Source organism: Pseudomonas sp. GM30, assembly GCF_000282275.2.
Taxonomy (GTDB): domain Bacteria; phylum Pseudomonadota; class Gammaproteobacteria; order Pseudomonadales; family Pseudomonadaceae; genus Aquipseudomonas.
The window spans coordinates 264657-280063 of the sequence record NZ_AKJP02000029.1; the positions used below are offsets into that span (position 1 = coordinate 264657).

Annotated in this window: 17 protein-coding genes; 12 read left to right on the forward strand and 5 right to left on the reverse strand. The window is 57.4% G+C overall.

Annotated features, from left to right (window positions below; all coding sequences use genetic code 11):
* The first annotated feature begins 49 nt into the window (after positions 1–49).
* The gene (locus tag PMI25_RS22825; RefSeq protein ID WP_007962301.1) at positions 50–433 is read left to right on the forward strand and encodes a COG4315 family predicted lipoprotein; all 384 of its coding nucleotides are present in this window, start codon (positions 50–52) and stop codon (positions 431–433) included.
* A 110-nt stretch (positions 434–543) separates the two neighbouring features.
* Here the strand turns inward: PMI25_RS22825 and ubiA are convergent, their stop codons facing one another.
* Together ubiA and PMI25_RS22835 are read right to left on the reverse strand one after the other, a co-directional pair.
* Positions 544–1434 (reverse strand): 4-hydroxybenzoate octaprenyltransferase, encoded by an 891-nt coding sequence (ubiA, locus tag PMI25_RS22830; protein WP_007962302.1) that lies wholly within the window; start codon positions 1432–1434, stop codon positions 544–546.
* Positions 1434–1994 carry a chorismate--pyruvate lyase family protein gene (locus PMI25_RS22835; protein WP_045122169.1) on the reverse strand — a complete coding sequence of 187 codons (561 nt, stop codon included), beginning with the start codon at positions 1992–1994 and terminating at the stop codon, positions 1434–1436. Before PMI25_RS22835 ends, ubiA begins: the two co-directional genes overlap by 1 nt.
* A gap of 200 nt (positions 1995–2194) precedes the next feature.
* Here PMI25_RS22835 and PMI25_RS22840 point away from each other — a divergent pair, with 200 nt between their 5' ends.
* From PMI25_RS22840 to PMI25_RS22850, 3 genes are all read left to right on the forward strand, one after another.
* The gene (locus tag PMI25_RS22840) at positions 2195–2362 is read left to right on the forward strand and encodes a rubredoxin (protein WP_003437744.1); all 168 of its coding nucleotides are present in this window, start codon (positions 2195–2197) and stop codon (positions 2360–2362) included.
* A 20-nt stretch (positions 2363–2382) separates the two neighbouring features.
* Positions 2383–3531, forward strand: coding sequence for an NAD(P)/FAD-dependent oxidoreductase (locus PMI25_RS22845; RefSeq protein ID WP_007962310.1), 1149 nt, complete (start codon positions 2383–2385; stop codon positions 3529–3531).
* A gap of 190 nt (positions 3532–3721) precedes the next feature.
* Positions 3722–3997 (forward strand): HU family DNA-binding protein, encoded by a 276-nt coding sequence (locus PMI25_RS22850; RefSeq protein WP_003213368.1) that lies wholly within the window; start codon positions 3722–3724, stop codon positions 3995–3997.
* A gap of 96 nt (positions 3998–4093) precedes the next feature.
* Here the strand turns inward: PMI25_RS22850 and PMI25_RS22855 are convergent, their stop codons facing one another.
* The 3 genes from PMI25_RS22855 to tssI are packed head-to-tail and all read right to left on the reverse strand — an operon-like array spanning position 4094 to position 8475.
* Positions 4094–4450 carry a hypothetical protein gene (locus PMI25_RS22855; RefSeq protein ID WP_007962311.1) on the reverse strand — a complete coding sequence of 119 codons (357 nt, stop codon included), beginning with the start codon at positions 4448–4450 and terminating at the stop codon, positions 4094–4096.
* A 13-nt stretch (positions 4451–4463) separates the two neighbouring features.
* Positions 4464–5132, reverse strand: a complete 669-nt coding sequence (locus PMI25_RS22860; protein ID WP_007962312.1) for a DUF2931 family protein — start codon at positions 5130–5132, stop codon at positions 4464–4466.
* Positions 5125–8475, reverse strand: coding sequence for a type VI secretion system tip protein TssI/VgrG (tssI, locus tag PMI25_RS22865; RefSeq protein ID WP_007962313.1), 3351 nt, complete (start codon positions 8473–8475; stop codon positions 5125–5127). The genes PMI25_RS22860 and tssI overlap by 8 nt, the downstream gene beginning before the upstream one ends.
* A 714-nt stretch (positions 8476–9189) precedes the next feature.
* On the opposite strand from tssI, the gene tssA reads away from it, so the two are divergent.
* Genes tssA through PMI25_RS22905 form a run of 8 tightly spaced genes read left to right on the forward strand, consistent with a single transcriptional unit; the run spans position 9190 to position 15355 of the window.
* Complete coding sequence (gene tssA, locus PMI25_RS22870) at positions 9190–10752, forward strand: type VI secretion system protein TssA (RefSeq protein WP_007962314.1); 1563 nt, start codon at positions 9190–9192, stop codon at positions 10750–10752.
* A gap of 32 nt (positions 10753–10784) precedes the next feature.
* Complete coding sequence (tssB, locus tag PMI25_RS22875; protein WP_003229587.1) at positions 10785–11288, forward strand: type VI secretion system contractile sheath small subunit; 504 nt, start codon at positions 10785–10787, stop codon at positions 11286–11288.
* Between the two features lie 25 nt (positions 11289–11313).
* Positions 11314–12789, forward strand: a complete 1476-nt coding sequence (gene tssC / locus PMI25_RS22880) for a type VI secretion system contractile sheath large subunit (protein WP_003229584.1) — start codon at positions 11314–11316, stop codon at positions 12787–12789.
* 9 nt (positions 12790–12798) lie between these two features.
* Positions 12799–13206, forward strand: coding sequence for a type VI secretion system baseplate subunit TssE (tssE, locus tag PMI25_RS22885; protein ID WP_007920274.1), 408 nt, complete (start codon positions 12799–12801; stop codon positions 13204–13206).
* A gap of 11 nt (positions 13207–13217) precedes the next feature.
* Positions 13218–13724 (forward strand): PAAR domain-containing protein, encoded by a 507-nt coding sequence (locus PMI25_RS22890; protein ID WP_007962315.1) that lies wholly within the window; start codon positions 13218–13220, stop codon positions 13722–13724.
* Positions 13725–13728: 4 nt separating this feature from the next.
* The gene (locus PMI25_RS22895) at positions 13729–14580 is read left to right on the forward strand and encodes a hypothetical protein (RefSeq protein ID WP_007962316.1); all 852 of its coding nucleotides are present in this window, start codon (positions 13729–13731) and stop codon (positions 14578–14580) included.
* A complete protein-coding gene (locus PMI25_RS22900) occupies positions 14577–14954 on the forward strand; it encodes a hypothetical protein (RefSeq protein WP_007962317.1) in 378 nt (125 codons plus the stop codon). The genes PMI25_RS22895 and PMI25_RS22900 overlap by 4 nt, the downstream gene beginning before the upstream one ends.
* Positions 14951–15355: a hypothetical protein gene (locus PMI25_RS22905; RefSeq protein ID WP_007962318.1), complete on the forward strand. Its 405-nt coding sequence runs from the start codon at positions 14951–14953 to the stop codon at positions 15353–15355. The genes PMI25_RS22900 and PMI25_RS22905 overlap by 4 nt, the downstream gene beginning before the upstream one ends.
* Positions 15356–15407 lie beyond the last annotated feature (52 nt).

Below are 15407 nucleotides of genomic sequence, written 5' to 3' on the forward strand. Positions count from 1 at the left end.
TGGACTAAGCTCTAAGTCCGAATCCTGACAACCACAAAAGAAGGTTTCCATGACTCAAATGACTGCTTCTTTCAAAGCTCTGCTGCTGGCTGCTGCCGTTGCTTTACCGACCATGGCGTTTGCTGCTGAGCCAGCGATGGAGAAGGACGGCATGTTTACCGATCACAAGGGCATGACCCTGTATACCTTCGCCAAAGACTCTGCGGGCAAGTCCATGTGCAACGACAAGTGCGCGGCGAACTGGCCACCGCTGATGGCTACGGCGGCTGACAAGTCCATGGGCGACTGGACGGTGATCAAGCGCGATGACGGCAAGATGCAATGGGCCTACGAAGGCAAACCGCTGTATACGTTCGTGATGGACAAGAAGGCCGGTGATATGACCGGTGAGGGCAAAATGGACGGCGCCTGGCACGTCGCCAAGGCCAAGTAAACGCAAATCCCCTGTGGGAGCGAGCCTGCTCGCGATGACGGTGTATCAGTTAACAGCAATGTGGCTGATACATCGTCATCGCGAGCAGGCTCATTCCTACAGGTTTGTGTTTAGCGCAACGCGTAATCCAGCACGATCCCGACAAAGATCGCCAACCCCGCCCAGTGGTTGTGCAGAAATGCCTTGAAGCAACGCATCCGGTCGCGATCACGGGTGTACCAGAACTCCCACGCGTAACAGCCAGCGGCCACCAGCAAGCCGAGATGGAACCACACGCCCAGCTCGAACTTCGAGCCTGCCAGCAACAGGCAACCGAGCGACAGCGCCTGCAGGGTGAGGATGATTATCCGATCGGCATCACCAAACAGAATCGCCGTGGATTTCACACCGATCTTCAGATCGTCGTCACGGTCAGTCATCGCGTAATAGGTGTCGTAACCCACCGTCCACAGCAGATTGGCGATCCACAGCAGCCACGCCGCTGCCGGCAGCTCACCGGTCTCGGCGGTAAATGCCATCGGCATGCCCCATGAAAACGCTGCGCCGAGCACCACTTGCGGGTAATAGGTGTAGCGCTTCATGAACGGATAAGTGAAGGCCAGTGCCAAGCCGCCGAGCGACAACCAGATGGTCGGCGCATTGGTGCACAGCACCAGCAGGAAACTCACGCCCATCAGCAGCGCGAAGAACACCAGCGCCTCTTTCGAGCTGATCTTGCCGCTGGCCAGCGGTCGTTGCGCGGTGCGTTTGACGTGGCCGTCGACCTTGCGGTCGGCCCAGTCGTTGATCACGCAGCCGCCGGCGCGGGTCAGCACCACGCCGAGGACGAAAATCACGATGTTGGCCAGCGATGGCGAACCCTTGCCGGCAATCCACAGCGCCCACAGCGTCGGCCACAGCAGCAGGTAAATACCGATCGGCTTGTCCATGCGCGTCAGCTGAATGAAATCCCAGGCGCGCGGGTTCAAGCGGTTCAGGGACTTGAGCAGGCTCTGGTACATCAGCAGTTCTCCGGATGGGCGCGGGCGGCGTTCCACAGGGTCGGCAGGAAAATCTCCGCCACCAGCACGCTCAAGGCGCCACGGTCGAAACGCGAGCGGCGACCCCACAGTTGTGGCGCGCGGCATTCTGCCGGCAGCCAGTCCTGCGGGTAGTGACAGACCTCGATGGCGCGGCGCTGGAAGGCGTGGTCGCAAAACAGCAGTTCGCCCAGCGAACGGCTGCCCAGTTCGTCCATGTGCAGGCCGTCGCCTTGCAGGGCGGCCCGCGACGCCACGCTGCGGGCGAACACCCAGGCCTCGCCATGCCCGCGCAGATACACCTCGCGCACCCAGCCTTCGCTGCCTTCGGCCAGCGCAAGCGCCGCGCATTCGTCGCTGCGCAGGGTGTCCCAGCCTTCGAACAGCGGCGTGACGCTGAAGCCGTCATTCGACAGCCGCGTCAGGCGGCGGGTCAGCGAGCCTTCGTCGAACAACCAGTTCAGGGTCAACGAATCGGGAAGGGGCATCAGTCGGCTTTGAGTCAGCCAGAGCGGGGCCGGGCAGGCATTTGAATGTTGCACAATGAGTCATTATTGGCCGCAAATGAGGCGGCGAGCTTAACATGGCGTGCTGCGAATTTGATGGATCCGGGTCGCCGTTGCGCCGAACAGGCTTGCATCTGCCCGGCACCCTCAGTACAAAACGCCCTGAGCCGGATGGCAGCGCAACCACCATCGACCGTCCGCGCCGACAAAAGCCTGAAACCTGAGGAAGTACCTGAATGAAAAAGTGGCAATGCATCGTCTGCGGCCTGATCTACAACGAAGCCGACGGTTGGCCGGATGACGGCATCGCGCCGGGCACCCTGTGGCAGGACGTGCCGGAAGACTGGCTGTGCCCGGACTGCGGCGTCGGCAAGATGGACTTCGAAATGATCGAAATCAACTGAGAAAAACCAAGGAGTAAGGCATGAACGCACCTGTCGTAATCGTCGGCACCGGGCTTGCGGGCTACAACCTGGCCCGCGAGTTTCGCAAACTCGATGGCGAAACCCCGTTGCTGCTGATTACCGCCGATGACGGGCGCTCTTACTCCAAGCCGATGCTCTCCACCGGTTTCGGCAAGAACAAGGACGCCGACGGCCTGAGCATGGCCGAACCAGGCGCGATGGCCGAGCAATTGAAGGCCGAAGTGCGCACCCACACCCGCATCAGCGGCATCGACGCCGGCCACAAGCGCCTGTGGATCGGCGAAGAAGCGGTGTACTACCGCGACCTGATCCTCGCTTGGGGCGCGGAAACCGTGCGCGTGCCGATCGAAGGTGACGGTGCTGATCTGGTGTTCCCGATCAACGATCTCGAAGACTACGCGCGCTTTCGCGCAGCTGCTGCGGGCAAGCGCCGTGTATTGCTGCTCGGTGCCGGCCTGATCGGCTGCGAATTCGCCAATGACCTGATCCTCGGTGGTTACGAGGTGCAACTGGTGGCGCCGTGCGAGCAAGTGATGCCGATGCTGCTGCACCCGGCCGCTGCGGCCGCCGTGCAGGCCGGGCTGGAAAGCCTGGGCGCGCGTTTTCACCTCGGCCCGGTGCTGACCCGCCTGCAAAAAGTCGCAGACGGGCTGGAAGCGCATCTGTCTGACGGTCAGGTGATTGCCTGCGATGTGGTGGTGTCGGCCATCGGCCTGCGTCCGCGTATCGATCTGGCGGCGGCTGCCGGCGTGCAAGTCAACCGTGGCGTGGTCGTCGACCGGCACCTGAAGACTTCCCACGCCAATATCTATGCCCTGGGCGACTGCGCCGAGGTCGATGGGCTGAATCTGTTGTACGTCATGCCCCTCATGAGCTGTGCGCGTGCGCTGGCACAAACTCTGGCGGGCAATCCGACGGCGGTGAGTTACGGCGCGATGCCGATCACAGTGAAAACCCCGGTGTGCCCGTTGGTCGTTTCGCCGCCGCCTCGGGGCAGCGAAGGCGTCTGGACCGTCGAAGGGCAGGGCGCCGACATCAAGGCCCTGTGTCACAGCGCCGATGGTCAGTTGCTTGGTTACGCGCTGACCGGCGCGGCAGTGATGGAAAAACTCGCCCTGAACAAACAGCTTCCGGCCTTGCTGGCGTAAATACCGGTCGTTCTGTCGGAATCACCCCGCTTTTGCCCCTACAAAGGTCGCGGGGAGACTGGCGCCGCCGGTATCGGCGTGCCATTCTCACTCCCGTCTGCCGCAGAGTAGAGCCTGCGGCGCCTTGGGCGCTGTTCCAACGAGAACAGCACGGACATAACAACAAAAAACCGTCAAAGGGGCTTCACTAATGCGTAAACCAGAACTCGCCGCTGCAATCGCTGAAAAAGCGGATCTGACCAAAGAACAGGCCAACCGCGTTCTCAACGCCGTCCTCGAAGAAATCACCGGCGCTCTGCACCGCAAGGACAGCGTCACGCTGGTGGGCTTCGGCACCTTCCTGCAACGCCATCGCGGCGCCCGCACCGGCAAGAACCCGCAAACCGGTGAACCGGTGAAAATCAAGGCCAGCAACACCGTGGCATTCAAGCCAGGCAAGTCGTTGAAAGACAGCGTCAATCCTTAAATTGCGGCGAACTCCCTGAGTAGCGGGGAGAACTGCAATAAAAAATGGGCACACCGATTGCGGTCGGGTGCCCATTTTTTGTGGCTGTAAATCGGCTTACTGACGCCGGAAGCAGGCCTTGCCGTTGCCGAAATCCACGGCCAGGCAGTTCGGTTCGATCGCCAGCTGCAGATCCTGGAACAGGCCGGACAAATCGCTGTTGGACGCGGCTTTGGTTTCGCTCTTCAGCGTCACGGTGTCGTTTTCTACCTGCCAGGTACCCTTGGCAAACCCGTCTGCACTGCCATAAGCCACGCCCGCATCAAACGTGCCGTCCTTGCGCAGCAGCAGTTCGGCGCCCATTTCCATCGCACCGGTCAGATAGTAATGACCATCCAGTGGCGGGGTGTCTGCAGAGGCGTGAGTGACGGGAAGCCACATCAGTGCTGCGAACAACAGGGATTTCAATTCCATGAGGTAAAGCTCCTTACCAGCTCCCGAAGGGGATGCCGAATTTTTCGATGTAGGTTTTGGAGGCATCGGAGAGAGGCCGATGTTTACCGCCGGATTTTCCTTCGTAGGGGCCTTTGGGGTTGATGGTTCCTTGCACGCGGACAATTTCGACTGACTTGAAGCAGGGGCCGCCAAGCCAGACCTTGGCTATGCCGCCGGGTGCCAACCCAATGCCGATGTCATTGCGATAGTCGGTGATCCATTTGCCATCAGCCCTGCAAAAAGCTTTCTCCGGCTTGCGCATGATCTCCCGGGCTGATTCGGGGATGACGATATAGGCTTCATAGGTCTGAGGTTCGGCCAGTGACTGCCAGCGCACGTAGATCAAGCGGGGCAGGTCAGCGCCCGTGACATCACGTCCTGCGCCACTTCCGGGGTTTTTGGGCCAACCTGCCGGTGTGCCTTTGTTATCGGCCGGAACTCTTACCGAAGCAATTCCGGCTCCGGCGCGTCGGAACACTCGCTCCCGGATATCCACCACGTCGGCTGTTTCAATCCAGACCTCCATGTAGTCCGGTGCTCCAAAGCCAAGGAACCAGGGCTGCTTCTCTGCAGCATGGGAGACGTCTTGTACACAGCCGGCCAAAAATATGCCAAGCAGGAAACATATTGTTTTGCCGAGAGGTCGAGTGAAGTCATTCATGGGGGTGTACCACTCGTTGGTTGTTCCTGGCTGGACGGTTGATGAAAACGATGCTCATGTCGCTGCTGTTCAAGCCCTTGGCTGCATTCCAGTGAGCGGAAAGATGGATATAGCGGCTACGTAACAATTCCCTTTCTTTGATGGTCAGGCCTTCGACAGATGATTTTCCAAGCGCATAAGCTTCAAGCTTGGCGTGTATCGGGATCAATTCCGTCGGTAAGGACAGTCTTGGCTCATTCTCGTCAATGACCTCGAATGGGACTCCATGTCTGACCGCCAGCTCACGCATGATGCGCAGATACACCAGAGACAGCTCCCCGTGTACTGGTCGCTCAATGCTGGCCGCCGCGTAAACCCGCTTCTGGAGATCCTGCCTGTATCCGCCTTTTTCCGTTGGTTGAGTCACGGCTCTTTCCCAAAGTGCAACGCGTAATTGATTGCCCGGGGCGTCCTCTTCGATGACGCCTTTTGCAAACCAGGCATAGGCTTCTTTTTCGGCAGCAGCATAGGCCGCACTGCGGGTCGCGTCCTTGTTTCGGCTGATAGTGCTGGTGAGCGGGTTGCTTAGCAGAAGTTTTTCCTTGGCTCTAGGCAAATAGCCGCCGCCCAGATCCGAGTGAGCGCCGGGCAAGACCAGATCGATGTCGCCCAGGCTGTTGAGTGCGAAGTTCTCGCGATATTCGTCGCGGGCAACCAGGTGGACTATTTTGTTGGCGCAACCATCAGGCAGCTTCAACTCGAGGCCGGGGTTTCTACTGTTGGCGCCGGTAAAATCGAGCAGCCATGGGTTGGCGATTGCTGCAACGGTGTCAAATAGCCCAATGAAATTAATGCTGATACTCGATTTTGATTGCCAGTCAAAGTTGCTGGAGAGTGCCGCAGAACCTGCTGGAAACGCATCTGCAAGAATACTGCGCTTGCCCTTGAGAACCTTATTTGCAAAGTGTCGAGCCGCGGCGGCACCTCGACTGAAGCCGAAAATATCGAACTCGATCTTTTCTATAAGTACATTGGGGTTTTTATCGATCAGTGAGCGCACTTGACCAATAATTTTTTCAGGGCTCTGCTCCACACGAGCAGATACACCGGTCTCTCCTAAGCCTGTCGCTTGTGTGTAAAGTGAGTCACCTGCGTCAGTTGTTGTACCAATACCTTCGATGTACACGCGCAAAGAGGCGTTTCTCGTTTTCTCCGGCAGTGTTTCGAAGGAGTGATCCGTATACAGCTCATACAACCTCGCAATATTGCTCTCATCATTCCCATAACTGTTATCCGGCGAGTTTCCATCACCGTCGTAACCGTAGGTGGCGCAGTGCTGCTGGATCTCCGCAGCCGCCTCCGCAAGATTGGCGTCCGGGGCGTAACACGCTGCGACCGTCTCGCTGTTGGCCTTGTTGTTCCCCGTGCCATCGAAAAACACCCCAATACGCAAAGTAATTCCCCCCGGCGGCTCATCCTCTAGGTCGACTTCTTCCTCCTCTTCCTCGAGCTCTGCCTCTGCACGTTCGTGCACCGCTGGCGCAACGGGCAATGCGCCATCCAGTCCATGCAGCAGCAGTTGGGGCGCTTCACTGTCTTGCGGCTTGCGGCCCGTTTCGATTTCAGTGCTGCTGAAAATGCCACCGCTATCGATCACGAGGTGATGACCGCCAGCCTTCAGCGTGATGCTGGCGCCGGCGTCCAGCACCACGCTGGCGCCGGCCTTGAGCAGCACTTGCTGGCCGGCCTCAATGTCGAGAGACCGGCCAGCATGGGTGTAACTGTTGCCATTGATGGTTTCGCGGCGCTCGTTGCCAACTTCCAGTTGAAGGCTGTTACCGATTTTTTGCGCCATGTCGCGCTGTGCGCGCACATAGATGAGCTCTTGCCCGGCACGATCCTCGATCGACAGTTCGTTGTAACCGCCATTGCGCGGCGAGCTTTCGCTGCGCAATACAGTTCGGGTCTTGTGGTCGGGTAACGAGTAGGGCGGCGCGGTAACTCTGTTGGACACACAACCGGTGATCAGTGGTTTGTCCGGGTCGCCCTCCAAAAAGGACACCACGACTTCCATGCCAACCCGCGGAATGGTCACTGCGCCAAAATGATCGCCGGCCCAACTGCTCGCTACGCGTACCCAACAACTGCTGCGCTCACTGTTGAGTTCTTTGCGATCCCAGGGAAATTCGATCTTCACGCGACCGAACTCATCGCAATAAATCTCTTCGCCTTCGGGGCCGGTAACCCGTGCGGTCTGAGTCACCAGCGGACGACGTGGCGTCGGTAGCGGAGGCCGGAAAATCACCTCGGCGGGAATCACGCTGAAGCGATTTCGGTAACCCTGGGTGAAACCATCGGCGGATTTGACATCGCTGGAGGCGGACTCCTCAAGTACTTGTGGCTGTCGGCCTTCATGGGCGACGCTGAGCAGAAGCCACAGGTCGTTGCACTTTTTTCGCGGGTGTCCGGTCAGCTCAAACAAGTGACCGCTACGCAGATTCGTCTGATCGCTCGCTCCGTCGCCCAGTTCATAATCGCTGCGGTGGCGCTCCAATGCCTGCCGGGTAATTTGCTTGCCGCGCCTTTCGTTTTCGATCAGCAGTGGATAACGGTAGTCCTCCAATGTTGGAGTGAATCCGGCGGTGAAGCGGCCTTCAAGCAACAGGCTCGGGCGTTTCAGGTCGTAGTCACGACGAGTGACGGTACTGGTGCGCGTGCTGTTGCGCACACAGAATCGGCTGACCACCTGATGCTCGGCCACCATACCGGATTCTTGCAAATACGGCGTCACAGCTAGCTTTGGGAGAAACACCTGGTCATCGGTAAATACCAGCAAATGGCCGTCCGCCGAATGCTGGTGATGCCAGGCGATCCCGTCCTCGGCGCACAGGCGCTGTATGAATTCAAAGTCGCTTTCCGCGTACTGAGTGCAATAGTCGCGTGGCGGATTCGGGGTGACATGGAAGGTAAACGCATCACCTTGAATGCCATGCCTTTTGAGCACATGCGCGATGATCTGCGGCACCGTACGCTGCTGGAAAACCCGCTGATCATGACTGAACCGCAAATAATGCAACGCAGGCACTAGCGTCAGCTCATAGTGGGTCAGGCGTTTTCCGCTTTCACCCACCCGCACATCTTCAATGCGCCCGTGAATACCTTCGTTGTTGAACCCGAATTGCAGAAATGCCGGCTGACTGAGCAGGCCTTCCAGATCGATATCTGCTCGCTCGCTGACCAGCTCGACCCGTATCGCGTACAGGCAACTGATGGCTTCAGCACCATCAAATGCGAGCACCTTGAAGTCGTGGCGAACGCCGGGAATTCGCAGGGTAAAAGGCGCGCAACTGCCCATACTGAACATACGCTTGTCCTTAAGCAGGTGAGTCGATGCGCGGTGTTCGATCGTCCCTGATCGCCACGCGAAAAGAATTTGCTCAAGCAAGCTAGCAATGCGGGAAATAAATTGATGTAAGAAGTATCCCTGACATTTGTCAGAGTATTCCGGGCGTGAAAGTGTTGTGCGGATTGAAGGAAATGACTGTAGGAAGTCACTTCGATAATTATTGAGTTAGCACTGAAGTGCAGCATTCACGAGCTGAATAAAGTTTCAGAAAAATGAAGTGCCATCAAATTGATGGCACTTTTGTTGTTGAATGTTGTCGCCGGTAAATCGTTTGTAAAATTCAATGGATTTTCGGAAGTGTCCTACTTCTATTTTTTTCGAGAGTTGTCATGCTTGCCGCCGTGAAATGGGACGAAGGTTCGGGTCGGTGCGCTCAGGCGGGATTGGGCCGCTCTGGATCAAGGGTTCTGTGGGGGCAAAGCAAATGCGGGCAATATAAATCGCCATCAGGGATTCCCCTGCCACATATAGGGCGATCTCCTACACGGCCCAATGAACACTTCGTCTTGTTGTTTAAGCAGATGCTTGCTAGTGGCCATCATAGTGATTACGATGCGCCCACTTGAAAGAGCACATCTCAATTGGATGAGTCGCTTCACCGCTCTTCGATACTGTCCCGCGCCGCGGTTACTCCAATAGGCGCATGACTGTAATCCTAAATAAAGGCCATGGATGTCCTACTCAAGCAAACTTTCCGCCCATTACCTCGAACTCGCAAAAGTCTCTGTTTCCAAAGAGAATTTCGCGGGCGAAGACGTTCGTTTTTCGAGCGAATTCGAGGCGCTGGAAAGCGAGCTGGCCAAAGCCTCGTCGATGCACGAAAGCGGGCAGATCGACTGGCTGAAAATCCGTGAAAACAGCGAAAATCTGCTGCGTACCCAATCCAAGGATTTACGTGTTGGCGCCTGGCTGACCTGGTCGTTGTACCAGCGTGAATCCTTCCCCGGGCTGCTGGCCGGCCTCGGTCTGCTGCACCATCTGTCGGAAAACCACTGGGCCGACGTTCACCCGCTCAAACCACGCACCCGTGCCGCCGCCATTGGCTGGCTGGTGCCGCGTCTGGAGCAGGTGCTCACTGAAAACATTGCGATCAAGGAACAGCTGCCGATGTTCCGGCAGTTGTCCGAGCATCTGGCCGGCCTCGATGCCGCGTGTACCGAACATCTGGGCGACGACGCGCCGCTGTTGCTGCCGCTCTCGCGTCGCCTGAAAACCATGATCCAGCGTGCCGCCGACAATCAGCCGGCCCCCGGTGTGGTGGGCGCAGCAGTGGCGCAGGTCAAGCAGGCCGCGAGCCAGTTGCTGACCCCCGGCGCACCGATCGACAACGAAAAAGACGCCTACAAGGCTCTGCGCGCCCAGCAGGAAAGCGCGCGTCCATTGTGTGCCTGGTGGCTCAAGCAGAAGGCCACCGACTTGCGCGCCCTGCGTCTGAACCGCACCTTGCTCTGGCTGCCGATCGACGCGGTGCCCGAGCGCAATGCCGAGCAGATCACCGTGCTGCGTGGTCTGCCGGTGGACAAACTCAAGCAGTATCAGGACCGTTTCGATCAGGGCAAATACGCTGACCTGCTGGTGGAACTGGAGGCGAGCCTGGCGAAGGCGCCGTTCTGGTTCGATGGCCAGAGGATGGTCTGGGAATGTCTCCAGAACCTCAACGCCGAGATGGCAATGCGCGAAGTGGAAATCCACTTCGCGCTTTTGGTTCAGCGCCTGCCCGGCATCATCGAATGTCGTTTCCATGACGGCGCGCCGTTTGCCGATCCGTCCACCCGGGCGTGGATCGCCGGCAATGTCATGCCGCACCTGCAAAGCGCCAGCGCGCCGCGCAAGGTCGAAACCGACGACGTCGAAACCCAGCCCGCCTGGGAAAAGGCCCTGCAGGAAGTGCTGCCGCTGCTGCGCAAGGAAGGCCTCAAGCCTGCCGTGCAGACGCTCAAGCAAGGACTGCAATCGGCCCACGGCGGACGCGAGCGGTTCTTCTGGCAGTTCGCCCTTGCCCGGCTGTGCTTCATGGCCAAGAAGTACGAACTGGCCAAGAACCAGCTCGAAACCCTCGATCAGACATTACAGGACTCAGGCCTGCACGCCTGGGAGCCCGATCTTGCATTGGAAGTGCTGCATTTACTGCATAGCTGCTGCGAGTTGTTGCCGCAGAACCATGCCGTACGTGAACGCAAGGAAGAGATTTATCGCAGGCTGTGCCACCTCGACCTCGAAGTGGTACTCGAATAGGCCCCAGGGCCACAACCGCAAGGAGAAAAGCCATGGCCAAAGAAGGCTCGGTAGCCCCCAAGGAACGCATCAACGTCACCTTCAAACCCGCCACCGGCGGTGCTCAGGAAGAGATTGAACTGCCGCTGAAGCTGCTGGCAATCGGTGACTACACCCACCGCAAGGACGATCGCAAAATCGAAGATCGCAAGCCGATCAGCATCGACAAGATGACCTTCGACGAAGTGTTGGCCAAGCAAGAGCTGGGTCTGACGCTGAGCGTGCCGAACCGTCTGCAGGAAGATGGCGAGGCCGACGAGCTGGCTGTGCAATTGCGCGTCAATTCGATGAAGGACTTCAACCCGGCCAGCCTGGTCGAGCAAGTGCCTGAGCTGAAAAAACTGATGGAACTGCGCGATGCGCTGGTGGCCCTCAAAGGCCCGCTGGGTAACGCACCTGCGTTCCGTAAAGCGATCGAAGGCGTGCTCGCCGACGACGAATCCCGCGGTCGCGTACTCGGTGAGCTGGGCCTGAACGCCGCAGCCCCGGACGCCTGAGACTCCAGCCAAGGAAGCCAACACAATGAGCACTAGCGCAGCACAAGAGAAGAGCGCCGAAAGCGGCGAATACAGCATTCTCGACAGCATCATCGCCGAAACCCGTCTGACTCCGGACGACGAAGCCTACGACATCGCCAAGCGTGGTGTGTCGGCGTTCATCGAAGAACTGCTCAAGCCGCAGAACAACGGTGAGCCGGTCAAGAAAGCCATGGTTGACCGCATGATCGCCGAGATCGATGCCAAGCTCAGCCGTCAGATGGACGAGATCCTGCACCACCCGGACTTCCAGGCACTGGAATCGTCGTGGCGTGGCCTGCAGTTGCTGGTCGACCGCACCAACTTCCGCGAAAACATCAAGATCGAAATCCTCAACGTCTCCAAAGAAGACCTGCTGGACGATTTCGAAGACTCGCCGGAAGTCATGCAGTCGGGCCTGTACAAGCACATCTACACCGCTGAATACGGCCAGTTCGGTGGTCAGCCGGTGGGCGCGATCATCGCCAACTACTTCATGTCCCCAAGCTCGCCGGACGTGAAACTGATGCAGTACGTGGCCAGCGTTTCGTGCATGTCCCACGCGCCGTTCATCGCTGCGGCCGGCCCGAAATTCTTCGGTCTGGAAAGCTTCACCGGCCTGCCGGATCTGAAAGATCTGAAAGACCACTTCGAAGGCCCGCAATTCGCCAAATGGCAGAGCTTCCGTACTTCGGAAGACTCCCGCTACGTTGGTCTGACCGTGCCGCGCTTCCTGCTGCGTAACCCGTACGATCCGGAAGAAAACCCGGTCAAATCGTTCGTGTACAAGGAAACCGTTGCCAACAGCCACGAGCACTACCTGTGGGGCAACACCGCGTTCGCGTTCGGCACCAAGCTGACCGACAGCTTCGCCAAATTCCGCTGGTGCCCGAACATCATCGGCCCACAGAGCGGTGGCGCGGTTGAAGACCTGCCGCTGCACCACTTCGAAAGCATGGGCGAAATCGAAACCAAGATCCCGACCGAGGTTCTGGTCTCCGACCGTCGTGAATACGAACTGGCCGAGGAAGGCTTCATCTCCCTGACCATGCGCAAAGGCTCCGACAACGCGGCGTTCTTCTCCGCCAGCTCGGTGCAGAAGCCGAAGTTCTTCGGCATCAGCGCAGAAGGCAAGGCGGCAGAGCTGAACTACAAGCTCGGCACCCAACTGCCGTACATGATGATCGTCAACCGCCTGGCTCACTACTTGAAAGTGCTGCAGCGCGAGCAACTCGGTTCGTGGAAAGAACGTACCGACCTCGAGCTGGAACTGAACAAGTGGATCCGCCAGTACGTGGCCGACCAGGAAAACCCGAGCGCCGAAGTGCGTGGCCGTCGTCCGCTGCGCGCTGCGCAAGTGATCGTCAGCGACGTTGAAGGCGAGCCGGGCTGGTACCGCGTCAGCTTGAACGTGCGTCCGCACTTCAAGTACATGGGTGCCGATTTCACCCTGTCGCTGGTTGGCAAGCTGGACAAAGAGTAAGAGCGACTCATGGACGGATACGGCAGCCTGTTCGAGCGCCTCAACGGCGACGCGCAACTACGCAAGGGCAACAGCCTCGAGGCTTGTGCCATGGCGTCAGTGGCTGCCCATCTGGCCAAAATGCTCAGCACCCGGGCCGGCAGCGTGCAAACGCTGGCCGACTACGGGTTGCCCGATCTCAATGACATGCGTCTGAGCCTGCACGACTCCCTGAGTCAGGCCCGTCTGGCCATCGAAAACTTCATCGAAGCCTACGAGCCGCGCCTGAGCAACGTGCGTGTCATTTCCCTGCCGCGTGACCACGACCAGCTGCGGCTGGCCTTCAGCATCGAAGGCCTGCTGGAAGTCGAGGGTTTCAAGCGTCAGGTCAGTTTTTCCGCGCGCCTGGATGGCAGCGGTCAAGTGAAGGTCACCTAAGGAGATTCCCGATGTCTGGCAAACCCGCTGCACGCGTATCCGACCCCACCGCTTGCCCACTTCCAGGCCACGGCACCAACCCGATCGCCGCCGGTTCCGGTGACGTGTTCTTCGACGGCCTCGCGGCCGCCCGCCAAGGCGATGCCTCGGCGTGTGGTGGTGCGTTGGTTGGCGATCTGGCGACCACGGTTTTGATCAATGGCAAACCTGCCGCCACCGTAGGTTCAGTCGGGGCCCATGGCAACAAGGTCACTGCCGGCTCCGGGACGGTGATTATCGGTAATTCGCACTCGCCGGCGCCGTTTGTGCCGCCGGAGCCGTTAGTCATTCCTGGAGTCTTCAACCGTGTTTTTTCTTTCCATACAGCGGACGGACAACCAGTAGCAAACCTCAATTACAGAATGGTTTCTGACAGTGGCTTAGAGAAAACAGGATGTTCATCGGCGGCTGGAGGCACAGGGTGTTTCTCCACTGGAAAACAAGCCGAGATGGTTACCATCTACGTGTCGTCGGAGTAATCGCGTGGAAACCTCTATTGTCATCGACGGCGTTGCACACATTTTCGAGACTTCCGATGGAAAAACGGAACTGAAAATCAAAGCCGAAACTACGCCGAGTGAAGATAAAAAACCGAAACAGCTTCCATTGCCTCACGTCTGGTTAATAACCCGAGGAAATGGGGTGCCACTTTTTGCTCTAAAACCGAATGCAACAGATGTTCAGTTCAGGATCATGAAAGCTGAGAAGCTGTATGCGGAAGCAATTCAGTGGTTTGAGCCGTTGGCTGATAATTACCGGAAGAAAATTTGGGTGAATCCCGAGTCTAAAGCTGCCGGTACAGACGCCTACAACGCCTATAAACAGTTTAGTTGGTCGCAAATTATCAAATTTGCAATTATTGACCGGATGTCAATTAGCTTTGCCCCGAAAATGCCCGGTGATTGGAAAAATAGTTCTGAGGGTGGTGCCGGATTTTTAATGGTCATGATTGATGGTGAGCCCTATTGGGCTGACGGGGTTGGGCAAATACCGTTCGCGACCGATACATATCGTTTATATCTGGAAGAAACCAAATCTTTGGAAGCTGCCATTAAGAAAACCGTTGAAACCGGTATGAAGTATGGTGATGGTCTTCCTATATTTCCAAAGGAGGACAAGACCAATGAGTACGATAATTATATGGTGCTGCGTGGGGCTTTATGGGCTTCGGAAAATTTTGAACTACGCACTGAAACGGTAAGAGTATTTGCCGGGCGAATGGGCTATCGCGAGAAAGTGGTGACCAGTACGGTTTATCTCGGCACATCCGATCAGAAGTTAAGAACCTCCATCACGCAAGGCTCTGTAGATAGGTATGGAGAGTGGAAAAGATGATGGTGAGGCTAGCGGCGGGTTTACTGGTACATTTTTTTGCCTGCGTCATTTATGTCGTGGTTAATTACTATGGTGTTTCGCTGTACAAGTTTTTATTTGGTGGGCTGACCTCGCGTGGTGCTTCCATTGGGATTGCCATGTATATGGTGTTTTATCTGTTTGTTTTTGTAAATTTAGTTGTTGCTGTAATTCCAAAGCGAATGGTGAAAGTTAGCATTGTTTTTCTAATGGTTGCATTGATATTGGTTTATCTGTTGCCGCTTTATCCTGTTCGCGCGGCCGCTTATAGCGTTTTAACGGGTGGACTAACTATTTTGGCGATATGGCTGGCTGGCAAGCTTGACAAGATGTTGTTGGCTCGGGTCATGACATGAAGTTTTTTTGCGGGCACGGCTCAATGAAATCAAGGGCGTGGCAATGCCTTGCCACTTTCCTCTGCTCGGTCGGTTTGCTGACGATTCTGGTCGGCTTCGCATTGCTGTTGCGAATGGAAAGCTCGACCGAACCGAAGCTCTTCGCTAATCCCCACGCGTTGTGGATTGGCGCCGAGGATGGCGGGGTTTTTGTCGAGATCACCAAGCACGAAGCGCCCAACTATTACGTGGAAATTCGTCACGAAAATGGTGAGATGTGGACAGAAGGCTGGGTTCGATATGGCACCCGGGATAGCCATCCACTCAGCGCTGCGGCAATTGGTGGCTACGGCGGCAAAGAGCTCTATGTGTATACGGGCGTCGAGATCACTCCGCAAAAACAAGGAGCCGCACAGCGATGAATTTCTACGTGCGCGTCGCGCAGACGATCCCTCATTCTGCCATCAACACCCG

Coding starts and splice junctions, on each gene's coding strand:
- PMI25_RS22825 (WP_007962301.1), top strand. CDS start 50: ATGACTCAAATGACTGCTTCTTTCAAAGCTCTGCTGCTGGCTGCTGCC.
- ubiA (WP_007962302.1), bottom strand. CDS start 1,434: ATGTACCAGAGCCTGCTCAAGTCCCTGAACCGCTTGAACCCGCGCGCC.
- PMI25_RS22840 (WP_003437744.1), top strand. CDS start 2,195: ATGAAAAAGTGGCAATGCATCGTCTGCGGCCTGATCTACAACGAAGCC.
- PMI25_RS22845 (WP_007962310.1), top strand. CDS start 2,383: ATGAACGCACCTGTCGTAATCGTCGGCACCGGGCTTGCGGGCTACAAC.
- PMI25_RS22850 (WP_003213368.1), top strand. CDS start 3,722: ATGCGTAAACCAGAACTCGCCGCTGCAATCGCTGAAAAAGCGGATCTG.
- PMI25_RS22855 (WP_007962311.1), bottom strand. CDS start 4,450: ATGGAATTGAAATCCCTGTTGTTCGCAGCACTGATGTGGCTTCCCGTC.
- PMI25_RS22860 (WP_007962312.1), bottom strand. CDS start 5,132: ATGAATGACTTCACTCGACCTCTCGGCAAAACAATATGTTTCCTGCTT.
- tssI (WP_007962313.1), bottom strand. CDS start 8,475: ATGTTCAGTATGGGCAGTTGCGCGCCTTTTACCCTGCGAATTCCCGGC.
- tssA (WP_007962314.1), top strand. CDS start 9,190: ATGTCCTACTCAAGCAAACTTTCCGCCCATTACCTCGAACTCGCAAAA.
- tssB (WP_003229587.1), top strand. CDS start 10,785: ATGGCCAAAGAAGGCTCGGTAGCCCCCAAGGAACGCATCAACGTCACC.
- tssC (WP_003229584.1), top strand. CDS start 11,314: ATGAGCACTAGCGCAGCACAAGAGAAGAGCGCCGAAAGCGGCGAATAC.
- tssE (WP_007920274.1), top strand. CDS start 12,799: ATGGACGGATACGGCAGCCTGTTCGAGCGCCTCAACGGCGACGCGCAA.
- PMI25_RS22890 (WP_007962315.1), top strand. CDS start 13,218: ATGTCTGGCAAACCCGCTGCACGCGTATCCGACCCCACCGCTTGCCCA.
- PMI25_RS22900 (WP_007962317.1), top strand. CDS start 14,577: ATGATGGTGAGGCTAGCGGCGGGTTTACTGGTACATTTTTTTGCCTGC.
- PMI25_RS22905 (WP_007962318.1), top strand. CDS start 14,951: ATGAAGTTTTTTTGCGGGCACGGCTCAATGAAATCAAGGGCGTGGCAA.